The organism is Paenibacillus sp. FSL L8-0435 (genome assembly GCF_037965655.1).
Classification (GTDB): Bacteria; Bacillota; Bacilli; order Paenibacillales; family Paenibacillaceae; genus Paenibacillus.
This window is the reverse complement of record NZ_CP150185.1, coordinates 5,367,254-5,380,066: the sequence shown is the minus strand read 5'-3', so window position 1 is coordinate 5,380,066 and position 12,813 is coordinate 5,367,254. Positions and strand designations below refer to the sequence as shown.

The window sequence follows — 12,813 nt, the reverse complement described above, 5'->3', positions numbered from 1 at the left end:
GAATACAGGAAAAGGAGCAGGTAATATGAGCACCAAATTATTCGCAGCTATGTATGGGATGGACCACTACCATGGCGTACAAGCTATACATGTGGGGGATACCGTGTATCTCGTTAAAGATCCAGATAATCGGTTGGATCATCAAGCGATTAAGGTTGTTATTCCCCCGATTGGAGCCGTAGGTTATATCGTTAATGATCCGCTGGTCGTACCTCATGGATGTTGGACCGGGACGGCATTCTACGATGTATTTCATCAACTAACGTGTGCCAAAGTACGATTCATGATGAGAGATATGGTTATTATGGAGTTAATTGAGATGAGTCACATTCCTGTTCCGCAGATGGATTCTTTGATTAAGGGATGGCAATTTCGTGAGAAAGCTTGATCATCGTAACAGAAGAAGGCTCATTTACGGATGAGCCTGGTATAGGTCGCTTCCAGATGCATGGCTGTTCTTGCCCAACTGAAATGTGCCCTTGCGCTGTCTCGGCCAGCCTTCCCTAACTTCTCGGCAAAAGTGGGATTGCTTGCAAGTGTGTACAGGTAAGAGGCGAAACGTTGGGGACGCTTATAAGCGGTGACAAGGTATCCATTGATACCTGATTCAATAATTTCACGAATACCTCCGTTATCCGAAGCAATGACGGGTAATCCTGAAGCCATCGCCTCAACATTAACCAGGCCAAAAGCTTCATGTTCTTGAGACGGACAGACCAGACAATCGACTGCCCGATACAACTGATCGATATGCTCATGGTTTATCTGACCACGGAAGGAAACATGGATTTTTTGTTTTTGGGCAAGTTCGCGAAGTTTACGCATGTAATACGGAGGTCCTTTGCCTGCAACAACCAGTTGAACAGGCATCTGTTGCTGAAGGAGGGCAGTTGCACGAATTAATACGTCTACCCCTTTTCCAGGGATCAGTCTGCCGACATAGAGAATAGAGAATGGTTTAGTTACTCCATATTGTGTACGCAGATGAATCTGTTCTTCGCTGGATTCAACAGGTCTGAAGCGGCTTAGATCTGCACCCAATGGAACAACACTCATCCGGTGTTTTACCAAGGGAAATCTGCGGCCTAACCTTTGTCTGAGGGATTGACTATTGACGGCAATCCAATCGGCTTTTTTCATTAGTGTGAGTGTGGAAGGTCCGGGCTGAGCAAACGTTAACGAGTGAAGATAGAGTACAACAGGTGTACGTGGAAAAGCTCGTTTGATGGTAGCCATGCTTCGTGGCCTATTATCCACTTGAATTACATCAAAGGGTTGTTGGGATAACAGACGTATGACTGCTTTGGTGTAACTGACAGGACTCGATGCAGGGACACGCTGAATGGTGATCCCGTCGATCTGTTCTGTGGCGGCGAGACCTTGCATTTGACGACTTATAATGGTCACCTGATGGCGGTGTGCAAGTTCACGAGCGATGCCCAGGATACATATTTCCACGGAACCATTACCAGGCAAAGGCAATTTCTCGGGTGCAACCATAGCTATTTTCATGATCCGGCTCCTCCTTGTCCGACATCTGTAACAATCTTCGTCATATATCTTATGAGAAGTTAAAGCATTTGGCTCCTGCGAAATGGTAGATGAGCCACCCATATAAGCTGCAGGAAGAATCTGCTGCATGGCTTTAAGCGAGATACCCAGCTTTTGTGATATACTGTACGGGAACAATTGAATTCGTTACATGTATAAAAGCAGGAGGAAAATAATGTTACATTCTACGCTGGGGCGCTTCCGGCTGATGTTGTGGTTGCAGGGCATTTCGTACGTGTTGTTACTGTTTGTTGCTTTTCCGTTGAGAGATGCCGGGGTTATGCCGCAGGCTGTCACATGGTTTGGAAATCTGTACGGTTTTTTGTTTTTAATGTACTTGTTATTTATGGTGAGTATGTACACCTCACAGAAATGGCGTCTGCGCCGTCCAATTGCTCTGTTTTTTGTTTCTTTCATTCCACTGGGGAATATGATTTACGATGTTGTCGTATTCCGTAAGCTGTATCGTCAACTAAATAAAGCTTGACTTTATTTAACGTTATGAAATATGATGAGTACAGGTTAAACAACCCGTTCCAACTAAAACTACATATTCCTGTTAAAGGGGAGTAGCTTTTACAGTAAAGTCGTCAATTCGGGATCATATCCCCGGCTTTATTGGCAGCAATTTTGTTGTTAGCGAGACCTTTACCAAGTTTTTATGCTCGGTAAAGGTCTCTTTTTGTGGATATAAAAGGACCTTACCAGTGATGGTAAAGGTCCTTTTTTTTGTACATCATAAGAATATTAAGGAGGAGTCAATGTTGGATGTTTCATTATTATTAGAATATGGGTGGGTGCTTGCTGTCTTAGTGGTCCTTGAAGGATTACTCGCAGCGGATAATGCATTGGTACTCGCAATCATGGTTAAACACTTGCCTGAAGATAAGCGCAAAAAAGCGTTGTTCTATGGTTTGATGGGTGCATTTGTTTTCCGTTTAGGTTCGTTGTTCCTGATCTCTTTCCTCGTCGATGTATGGCAGGTGCAAGCGATTGGTGCCCTGTATCTCCTGTATATTTCGATTAACCATATCGTTAAAAAGATATTGGGTAGTCGCAATAAGACAGATGAAGCAGCTGATTCAGCGCCTAAGAAACCGAAAAAACAATCCGGTTTCTGGATGACCGTTTTCAAGGTCGAAGTAGCGGATATCGCATTTGCAGTTGATTCCATTCTGGCTGCTGTTGCTTTGGCCGTGGCGTTGCCACCAAGTGGATTGCCTGCAATTGGCGGACTTGACGGTGGACAGTTTATCGTTATCTTCCTCGGTGGATTCATCGGGCTTGTGATCATGCGTTTTGCAGCTTCATACTTTGTGAAATTGCTTCATTCCCGTCCAGGGCTTGAAGTTGCAGCCTTTGTGATCGTAGGTTGGGTAGGGGTTAAGCTGGCAGTTATTACACTCGCACACCCTTCATTGGGTGTTCTGGATGAGCATTTCCCGGAAAATAAAATTTGGAAATTCGGATTTTATATTGTACTGATCACCATTGCGGTATGTGGTTGGTTCCTGTCTTCCAAAGTTCCTGAAAAAGAAGACGAGAATCCGGTTGAAGAGTTGGAAAAACAAGCAGGTCTATAATAATCATGTTACGCTAACAACATCATTATTATATGGAAAACAGGAGATTGTCCTAGGACAATCTCCTGTTTTTGTATACATATGAACAATGCAGCCGGGTCCAATTTCCAAGAAAAGGGTTGACACATGAATTCTAGTCCCCTTAATATAAGACTAACATTAACGAAGGGAGGCCGAGAGACATGATGCTTGGTTATGATTTGATTCAAACACGGCGCAATGTAGACACAATAGCATATCCGGCTCATCGTTTCATTGGCCTCATACGGTCGACATAGGGGATAGGCATATCGTTTAACGGGTTTATAATCGATATGCGTTCTTCGCTTATATTATAGCGATGGATGACAGACACACAGCATGTTTATGCTGTTCTGTTCTCCGTTATTGTCATTCAGTAGAAGTCATGGGCGATTAGCCTATGGCTTTTTTTATTTTTATTTTACAGATGAGTCAGCAAACCGAATTTGCTGAACGTACAGGAAGGAATAATACACTTTTATGAATACAGAATTTAATTTATTTACTAATCCAGATGAAATCGCAGGCGGCTACCGGCATGAAGTAAAATTGCCTGCAGGCGACCTAACCGTATATGCGGCGCAACAGCTCTTCTCCTCGCTTGATTACAAGGTATTCGAGATGGCAAACAATAATCTGCAGATTCCGGGAATCTCTTATATGAGTTACACGCCAGACGTGCACGTCGGGGTAGGTACATGCATTGGAACGACAGCCGTGTGGGATGCGCAGAGCGGATACGTTTCTCCCTCCATCGTGGGCAGTGACATCGGCTGTGGCATGCGAGTGCATATGACGAACTTGCACAAGGACGAATTGAAAGACATCAAGCTCCGTCGCAAACTCGTCAAGGCCATTGAGAAAGTTTTGCCGATGGAGGCGAACCAGCGAGGTCATTACTCGGATATCAGATTGGAGCATATTGTTCGTAAAGGACTGCATGGTTTACCCAAAAAGTATATTCCGGACAGCTATACACCGAAAAAATCAACCGCGATGACACATGTGGAAAGCAGCAAGTTCAGTTACGATGAGGATGTGTTAAACCACGTTCCTGACATGACATGGCATCGTTCGCATCGTCAGCTCGGAACACTTGGTGGGGGGAATCATTTTGCCGAGATCCAGGCAATTGAGATCGCTGAAGAGAATCGTGAAATCGCCGAAGCTTGGGGATTGTATGATGGACAGGTCGTGGTCATGATTCATTCCGGCTCTCGTGCATGGGGTGGTTATGTAAGCCAGACGAGTTCTTCAGCGATTGCCAAAGTCATGCAGCGGCTTAACCTGGGTACATCCGATCCCAGACTGGTATTTGCTCCACTGGAGCATGCGGAAGGTCGTCATTATGTGAACATGATGTATTCTGCATTGAATTACGCTGTTGTCAATCGTCATCTGATTGCGTATGCTATTCGCGAAGCATTCCGGGATGTGTTTGGCTCCAAATGTGAATTTCGTACGTTATACGATCTGATGCACAACTATGCCTGGGAGGAATCTCACGCAGACCAAGGTTCCGTTTTTGTACATCGCAAAGGGGCGACACGTGCGTTGCCGGCAGGTCATCCGGACAATCCAAAGCCCTATCTGGCAACAGGGCATCCGGCGCTTATTCCCGGTTCCATGGGAACTGCTTCATATATCATGGTAGGTCAGCCGCAGGGTGCTGATAATTATTATTCAATATGTCACGGTGCGGGTCGCATCCGTTCACGGACGGCAACAAAACGATTGATTAGCGTGGAAGATTTTGCTACGGCACTGGGTGTGGGTACAGAAGATGAGATCGTGGTAAACCAACGCTCACTTGAATCCATTATTGATGAATCACCTCAGGCTTATAAAAATGTAGATGAAATTATAGACAGTGTTACCGGCGCAGGCCTGGCTCAAGTTGTAGCCAAATGCAAACCGCTTGTAGCGGTAAAGGGAGCGAAATAATGATAATAAACGAAAAACAAACAGATCCAACTCAAGCGATCTATACCTATGACGAACAACATGATACCCGAATTCGAGTGGAAGGGTACGCCATCTATTCAAGGCTGATTCGTGGAATCAGTGAGGCGCTCCATAAGCGCTATGGAGTTGAGTACAAGCTTTATGCCAGTTCTGACCCGAACAATGAATACTGGGAGTTACTCCGGGAAGACTTGCAAAATGGCAGTGACGAAGTGGAATTGGTAGCCCGTATATTCGAGGATCTGGAGCTTCAGACGTTGCATTACGACGATGATGGAGATATACCCACTTATGGTGTTCATTACTCCATTCGCAATAACGTATTTGCTTATCCGAAATGGGGCGTAGCACTTGTGCGGGTTCCATTTTTCCGAGATAACGGGATCTACAGTGAAGACTTTGTCTTTGCCATCGGTGATGAGGAGATGAAGCAATTTCTGGGAAGTGTCCGGGAACGGGAACGTCAGCAAAATATGAAAAAAGTAACGGTCTACACCGATGCCCGGAATGGCAGCGATCGTCATGTGGAATCCATCACTCGCTCCGTGGGACGAGAGGATGTTGTTCTCTCGGCACAGATCAAGCAGGATATTTTCCGCTCGCTGGATCAATTTTTCGAAGCGGATCGTTCTTTTTACAGGGATTATGATATCCCGTACAAAAGAGGCATTCTATTGTATGGGCATCCGGGGAATGGCAAGACCACATTGGTAAAATCCATTGCAGGAAGTATCCCGGGCCCGGCTGCGTATTGGCAGATTACGGAGTATACCAACAGTGAATCGGTACGTGAAGTGTTCGAGGCTGCCAAGCGGTTGGCACCGATGGTACTGATCATTGAGGACATCGATTCGATGCCGGATGAAGTCCGTTCCTTTTTCCTGAATACACTGGATGGTGCTACGTCGAAAGAAGGCATTTTCCTGATTGGGACAACGAATTATCCGGAGAAAATAGATCCTGGTCTCATGAACCGTGCTGGACGGTTCGACCGGGCTTATGAAATTCCGTTGCCAGATGAAGCGCTGCGCCTGCAATATTTGCGCCAACGAGGCTTCACCGTATTTGCGGGTGAAGAAGGCACGATAGAAGCAGCCCGCCTGACCGACACGTTTTCTCTTGCACAGCTAGGTGAGTTGTATGTGAGCGCTGCGCTGGAATGGCATCAGAATGGACAGACAGACATAGTGAAAGTCATTCAGTCGATGCGTGGAGAGCTGGACAAGAGTCATAAACATACTTGGCTGGCGCAGCCAGGTAAGGGCCGTGCAGGCTTTTATTGATCAGAACTAACCCATCCATCCTATAATATGACGCACTTTTATAAATAATCCTACCTCAATTGGTGATACTAACCTTGTCTGCTCTAACATACAATGACTTTCGGGAGGTACATAACGCAGCCCTGAGCTGGTGAGATGCCGGAAAGTAATGCGATCTGTTTCCATACCTGACCAAGGTTCGTGTTGCAGAGGAAGATGCATGGGGACAAAAGGTAATATACAAAAATTTTTATGCCAATTGTTTAAATGCTTCTGTAGCGGTTAATAGTAGACAGACAACAACAAAAACTTTAATTAGAGGTGAATGATATGGGTTGGTTATGGTCATTAATTATCGGTGGTATCATTGGATGGTTGGCAGGTTTGATCGTTGGTCGTGACATTCCAGGTGGTGTTATTGGTAACATCATTGCCGGTTTCATCGGTGGATGGTTAGGTGGAGTAATCTTGGGCGATATGGGTCCTGAGATGGGCGGATTCCATATTGTACCTGCATTGATTGGTGCGATCGTTCTTGTAGCCATCGTAAGCTTGATCTTCCGTTCGATGGGACGTAGTCGCGGGTAACTTAATCAAGATAATTTCTTGCATTAGTTGTCAGCTAAATGTTTTGCCAATGAAGAGGTTGATTGAGAGCCATAACCATGGCTTTCAATCAACCTCTTGTTGTTTTAAAATATATAAAGATATGCGTAACTTAGCATCAGTATTCTATAGATCGTTTAGATAAGAGGGGATGAACGGAATGGAAAAAGCTACATTCGCCGGCGGATGTTTCTGGTGTATGGTTACACCGTTTGAAGAACAACCGGGCATTCATGGCATTATATCAGGTTATGCTGGCGGCCACGTCGAGAATCCAACATATGAGCAGGTCAAAACCGGGGAGACCGGTCATGTCGAAGTGGTTGAAATTACATTTGATCCAGATGTATTCCCTTATGAACGACTGCTGGAGCTATATTGGCCGCAGATTGATCCCACGGATGACGGAGGCCAGTTCCAGGATCGGGGGACACAGTACCGTACGGCAATCTTTGTGCATAATGAACGTCAACGTGAGCTTGCTGAACAGTCCAAACAGGAACTGGCAGCCAGCGGACGATTCACTCAACCGATTGTTACGGAAATTCGGGATGCAGCTATTTTCTATCCGGCTGAAGACTATCATCAGGATTACCACAAGAAAAACGAAAAACATTATAAGGAAGACCGTGCTTTATCCGGACGGGACGAATTTATAGACGAGAATTGGAGATAATGCATCAGATCACATGAAAAGCCGGGAAAGTTCCAGTTGGAACTTTCCCGGCTTTTTGGCTGTATGGCGGCTGAAATCAGCCATAACGGTTATCTAATTGTTCGTTCCCACCAGTATTTCTACGTCAATGGTAATCTTCGACAAGGAAGCTTGAATGCTCACCAGGGATGATCCCGACCGATGCCAGGAAAGTGGTGTCATATGGACGAGTGAATCCAGCATGCTTGCGGTGACGGGCAGCGTGTAGGTCAGTGGAATGCTGGCGATGAGATGATGATGTTTGCGGAATCGGTCCAGCGTAAGTTCCCGGCCGTCTGCTCGATCAGGTCGATTCATGAACAGCATTTCTCTCAGTTCAATTAAATATCGTTCACGGGGGATGACTTTGATGATCCATCCCCCATCCTTCAGAATTCGTCCAAATTCTTCATAGTTGGAAGGAGAAAATATATTCAGGATGATGTCCAGTTGACCTTCTGCAAACGGACTGCATGCCAGATCGCCGACAAACCAAATTTGCTGGTTGTAGGCAGAGGAAGCCATGGCAATGCCTTCTTTGGCAATGTCGATGCCCCAGCCAACGGCTGGAGTATTCTGCGTAATCTGCTGGAGAAATGTTCCCTCTCCTGTGCCTGCATCCAGAATATGCACGGGATAGTTGATGTCAACGGAATAACGTGCGATCCACCTGCGTAGTACTTCGGTCAGAGGAGCATAAATACCGGTTTCCGATAAGATATTCCTTTTGGCTGTAAATAAACGTTTGTCATAGTTGCCCTTGAAAAAACGTGTCATGAAATTGATATAGCCTTGTCTTGCAAAATCAAAGCTATGCCTGGACACACATTGAATGCTCCCTGAGTTAATGGTTGCCATAGGGCTATGACAGATGGGACAGTTCAACATATGGATGTATGGATTAATAAGCGCAGCGCTGCGCTGCGTTCTCTGCGATGGACTGACATGGAATAACACCCCATTCATTCAGATTTGGATAACTGAAGAAAAGGGCATAACAAATAAACCTCTGCACGAAATTCAAAAAAAGAGGTTTATGGCTATGCCCCAAGTTATCTGTATCGAATGAACTGAATAATCATAGGAAGGTTAAGCTCCTTTGCCTATCAAGATTAGGGTGAAGCAAGAGAACGTTAATAGTATAACAGGATGAGAAGAAATGACAAGTAAGGGGAGCCAGGGGAATTTGAAATAAAAGAGCGCCCTGTCAACCGTTTAGGCGGTCATACAGAAGCGCTCTGTTCATTATTTTGCAGCAGCCTTTAATACATATTTGGACAATGTCTCATTGTTCATGGAATAGATGACATCATCGACATAGGTAGAGACACCTTCTAATGAAGGAACCGAGGCACTGGTAGTGTAGATATGCACGTCTTCCAGCTTCTGTGGATCAAGAATGTATCCTGTTTTGGCAAAATCAAGCTGGTACTGTCCATCCTGCGTCTGGTCCACACGCATAAGTGCAGGCTGTGCGTCCTTGAATGTACGCTCAGTCACTTTGCCTTTCATCGTGTACAATTCCAGCTTCTGCCCTGTAAAGACTGTATAACCGTTGCCAGCCGTCTGAATGTAGGCATCACCTGCAATGGCACGTCCCCAAGCAAGCTTGCCATCGACGCCAAAGCCCATCAGTCGGTTACCTGTGTTCTCAAAATTGGCACGCATAATGATGGAACCATCGTCCAGAATGGCCAGGGATTCACCGCCGCCATCTCCTAATGTATTTGCATTGGCAGGGAATTGGTAGAAGGACAGACGATTCAACGTACGATCATAGATCTCCACTTTGGGATTCGCGGCTTGCTGCCAGAAGTTGCCTACCTTGGTTTGTTTACTGGCATCCACCACAATTCGACCATGATCAGCCTTAAGCACGCTACCGTTAATGGTCTTCTCGGTAATCAGCTTGCCCTTTTTGTCATATAACGAGATGGCTGAGCGAACCGAACCATTCGATTGTACGCCCTGACTTGAAGCAACCATCAGCGTATCGTTATCCAATAGGGATATGCTTGCAGGTGAATTCACCGTTTTGATCCAGTTGGTTTTACCGGATGTATTGAATGAGTACAATTTTTTGGTTTTGTCCGAATATTCCATATACACATAAACCGTACCGTTGCTGGCATATACCGAATCGGAGTAGGTGGTATAAGGACCACTTTTCTCATGGAATATTGTATTCCACTTCAATTGTCCAGTCGTAACATCGAATGCTTGGAGAGAGTCCAGTTGCCAGTCGAGTGTTGTTTTGCTGCTTGTTTTGGTCACGGGCTGCGAGGCATGTACATATACAAGATTTTTGGATGGCACGGCATGGATTCCCTTGATCATGACATCTTTCTCTGTATTAGCCTCAGATAACATCAGTGAAGATGACGTCCACGCCGGTTTGGGCATGGATTCGGTTGAAGCAGCAGCGTAACCTGTTGTATTCATGGTGAAGAGGAGCATGCCGCTCAGAATGAGGGCAGCCCATGTTTTGGACTTGTGTTTGGTCAATGTATGCAAGTGATAAACCACCTTTCTTCTTCGGTTCAAAATAGAACCGATTGTTGAATTTTACCATTAAAGTCAAGCTGAATTCAACCGAACGCACTGTAACCTTTTATCATTGATTTGTCGAAATGACTATGTTTGGGGAAGAATAACGGTTACAGGGAATTCATCTTCTTTCGATGAAGGTGGAAGTCTGATATATTTAGTGCGGTGACAAGCCGTATCTGCGTAAGACGTTGGATAGAATATAGGAAATGACACAAGGAGAAGAATTTATGAACTGGAGTGAAAATGTGACCCTATGGGTCATAGGAATTATTGTCATATTACTACTGCTGGCCTGGATTATTCGGCGGGTTATCGGGCGCGGGCAGCGGATCCGAAGTGAAGCCAATCCTCGTAAGATCACAATAAAGGACATCGACAAAATGGAGGATGGTTCGGAATTTGAATTATATCTCTATCATTTATTCGAAGAGCTCGGGTACGATGAAGTTCATAAGACGACGAGCAGCCGGGATTTCGGGGCAGATCTGGTGTTTGTTGATAGACTTGGCAGACGAAGTGTTATACAAGCGAAGCGATATGGTGCGAACCATCCCGTAGGGTTGAGTGCTGTGCAGGAGATATATACATCGATGCGTTATTATGAAGCCGACCGGTCGATTGTATTAACGTCTGCCCGTTACACCGAAGCCTGTCGTACGCTTGCAGCGGTTAATGGAGTGAAGCTGCTGGACCGGGAAGACCTGATAGAGTTAATTTTGTTGTTCAAAGCCAGAAGAGTAGACGAAGCATTGGAACTGATCGAAGAAGATGATCATGAGCCAATCGAGACGTGGCAGTCCCGGCGAAAGCGACAATCCCGCTAAGGTACTCGGTGGAAGCCTTCTTAATTATGTATATGCCCATTCCAGTAGGAAGCACCTTCACTTGTGTAGCTGCACATGATATATTGAGTGTATATCAACCAAAGGAGTGTGTGATCCATTATGGCACGTACACAAACACAAAAAGCATTACGTAAAGCAGAGCGGTCAGGTCAATGGTGCTCGGAACAGAGCCGAAGAGTTAACGGAGATTATGGTGCGTTATCCCAGCATGTACGGCTCATGCCTACGAAGCAGGAAAAATTGCAAAAGGTCAAACACAAGAAGCAGATCATCCAGGATGGTGGTGCTTCTTTTTATTTTGTCCATAAGGAACGGATTGCTGGATAAGTAAGACATTTAATTCTTTCTTTGGTTGGAAAGTAATCATGTGGACTGTTAAAATCAAGGTATCTTGATAAATTGGACTATAAAGCCTTGTATATATGAATGAAGGGAAGAACCTATACATATGACAACAGCGCTGCACATGAATAAAAAAATCGTTCGGCGTTTTTTGCTGCAAACGCAAGCTTTACTGGGACGTTGGCCCGCAGTTTCCTTACCTTCAGGACCGGACCAAGTTTTGAGTATGATTCGCTCCCTTGGTTGCGTGCAGATCGATCCTGTGGCTGCTGTAACCGGAAACCAGCATTTGGTGCTGGGGGCTCGTGACCCTGGTTATACTGCTGACAGCTTATATACACTGCTGAGTGATCACAAGGTGTTTGAATATTTTGCAAATGCTGCCTGTGTCATTCCAATCGAGGACTATGCTCTCTTTGAACCTGTGCGTGCTCGATTAAAGGAGCGTCTGGCTCCCTCCTTGCAAGGTTTAGAGAAAACAGTGCAGCATGTGTTACAGCGTTTGAAGGAAGAAGGACCTTTACCATCAAGAGCCTTTCGTGCTGTTGAGCGGGTAAGTGGTTATTGGGACAGTGCAGATGTGCCTAAGACGAAGGATACCACACTTGCTCTGAATTTACTGTTAGACTCCGCTGAAATTCGTGTGGTGGCGAGGCAGGGGAATGAACGTTATTTTCATATTACCGAATCCGGATTGCAACAACAGGGACTTCCGATGAAAGAAGACATGGATGTGTTGGCGCAGAGACAGACCCTGCTGGATAAATACATTCATGCGTATCGGGTCGTAGATGCCCGTGATCCCCGTCTGGGTTGGCTGAAATCTACAGCGGCTGAACGTCGGGCCGATATTGCTGCCCGTGTGTCAGATGGGCGAATGATCCCGCTTAAGGTGGAGGACGTGGCGACGCCTTATTATATTCGTGCTGAAGATGAGGATTTGTTACGGCATATGGAAAGGGAAGAGCCACACTATGATCCGTCCGGTCCGGTCCGTTTCCTGCCGCCGCTGGACAACCTGTTATGGAGAAGAGAGCGTATTGTGGATTTATTCGATTTTCATTATAAATGGGAGATTTATACACCAGAGGTGAAAAGAACCTACGGTTATTATGCCATGCCTATTCTTCACGGTGATCGGCTGATTGGACGTATGGACCCAAGACTTGATCGCAAAACGGGGGTGCTTACCGTTCGTTTGTTATCGATGGAAGAGACTGCTCCACCTGTGGAGGATTGGATTACGGATTTTCGGGAGGGGCTTCAATTCTTTGCGTCCATGCATGGAGCACGTTCCATTACTATCGAGAAGACGGTGCCAAAAGAGCTGAAAAAGCTGCTTAAATCGATTTGATTAGGGGAAATACGAAAGAATGTATGGATAAGGAAATTGG

General features: G+C 45.5%; 13 protein-coding genes. 10 read left to right on the top strand and 3 right to left on the bottom strand.

Annotated elements, in window-relative coordinates:
• Window positions 1-25 precede the first annotated feature (25 nt).
• Window positions 26-388, top strand: coding sequence for an HIRAN domain-containing protein (locus NST33_RS23980; protein ID WP_221824696.1), 363 nt, complete (start codon window positions 26-28; stop codon window positions 386-388).
• Between the two features lie 20 nt (window positions 389-408).
• Here NST33_RS23980 and NST33_RS23975 read toward each other — a convergent pair whose 3' ends face one another.
• Window positions 409-1,512, bottom strand: a complete 1,104-nt coding sequence (locus NST33_RS23975; RefSeq protein ID WP_339305399.1) for a glycosyltransferase family 4 protein — start codon at window positions 1,510-1,512, stop codon at window positions 409-411.
• Window positions 1,513-1,726: 214 nt separating this feature from the next.
• Here NST33_RS23975 and NST33_RS23970 point away from each other — a divergent pair, with 214 nt between their 5' ends.
• The 6 genes from NST33_RS23970 to msrA all read left to right on the top strand — a co-directional run bounded on the left by NST33_RS23970 (window position 1,727) and on the right by msrA (window position 7,664).
• On the top strand, window positions 1,727-2,038 hold the full coding sequence (locus NST33_RS23970; RefSeq protein WP_339297757.1) for a DUF3817 domain-containing protein: 312 nt from the start codon (window positions 1,727-1,729) through the stop codon (window positions 2,036-2,038).
• A gap of 277 nt (window positions 2,039-2,315) precedes the next feature.
• Window positions 2,316-3,134, top strand: coding sequence for a TerC family protein (locus NST33_RS23965; protein ID WP_339308767.1), 819 nt, complete (start codon window positions 2,316-2,318; stop codon window positions 3,132-3,134).
• A gap of 501 nt (window positions 3,135-3,635) precedes the next feature.
• Window positions 3,636-5,099, top strand: a complete 1,464-nt coding sequence (locus tag NST33_RS23960; protein WP_339305397.1) for an RtcB family protein — start codon at window positions 3,636-3,638, stop codon at window positions 5,097-5,099.
• Entirely contained in the window at window positions 5,099-6,403 is a 1,305-nt protein-coding gene (locus tag NST33_RS23955; RefSeq protein ID WP_237176991.1) for an AAA family ATPase, read from the top strand. Before NST33_RS23960 ends, NST33_RS23955 begins: the two co-directional genes overlap by 1 nt.
• A 309-nt stretch (window positions 6,404-6,712) precedes the next feature.
• Window positions 6,713-6,970 (top strand): GlsB/YeaQ/YmgE family stress response membrane protein, encoded by a 258-nt coding sequence (locus NST33_RS23950; protein WP_062835823.1) that lies wholly within the window; start codon window positions 6,713-6,715, stop codon window positions 6,968-6,970.
• Between the two features lie 178 nt (window positions 6,971-7,148).
• Window positions 7,149-7,664 (top strand): peptide-methionine (S)-S-oxide reductase MsrA, encoded by a 516-nt coding sequence (msrA, locus tag NST33_RS23945; RefSeq protein ID WP_221824692.1) that lies wholly within the window; start codon window positions 7,149-7,151, stop codon window positions 7,662-7,664.
• A 93-nt stretch (window positions 7,665-7,757) separates the two neighbouring features.
• Here the strand turns inward: msrA and NST33_RS23940 are convergent, their stop codons facing one another.
• Window positions 7,758-8,570 carry a putative RNA methyltransferase gene (locus NST33_RS23940; RefSeq protein WP_339185445.1) on the bottom strand — a complete coding sequence of 271 codons (813 nt, stop codon included), beginning with the start codon at window positions 8,568-8,570 and terminating at the stop codon, window positions 7,758-7,760.
• Between the two features lie 357 nt (window positions 8,571-8,927).
• On the bottom strand, window positions 8,928-10,196 hold the full coding sequence (locus NST33_RS23935; protein ID WP_221824689.1) for a hypothetical protein: 1,269 nt from the start codon (window positions 10,194-10,196) through the stop codon (window positions 8,928-8,930).
• A 263-nt stretch (window positions 10,197-10,459) separates the two neighbouring features.
• On the opposite strand from NST33_RS23935, the gene NST33_RS23930 reads away from it, so the two are divergent.
• The 3 genes from NST33_RS23930 to NST33_RS23920 all read left to right on the top strand — a co-directional run bounded on the left by NST33_RS23930 (window position 10,460) and on the right by NST33_RS23920 (window position 12,773).
• Entirely contained in the window at window positions 10,460-11,056 is a 597-nt protein-coding gene (locus NST33_RS23930) for a restriction endonuclease (RefSeq protein ID WP_221824687.1), read from the top strand.
• A 120-nt stretch (window positions 11,057-11,176) separates the two neighbouring features.
• A complete protein-coding gene (locus NST33_RS23925; RefSeq protein ID WP_036617079.1) occupies window positions 11,177-11,404 on the top strand; it encodes a hypothetical protein in 228 nt (75 codons plus the stop codon).
• A 139-nt stretch (window positions 11,405-11,543) separates the two neighbouring features.
• A complete protein-coding gene (locus NST33_RS23920; RefSeq protein WP_221824685.1) occupies window positions 11,544-12,773 on the top strand; it encodes a crosslink repair DNA glycosylase YcaQ family protein in 1,230 nt (409 codons plus the stop codon).
• Window positions 12,774-12,813: the final 40 nt, after the last annotated feature.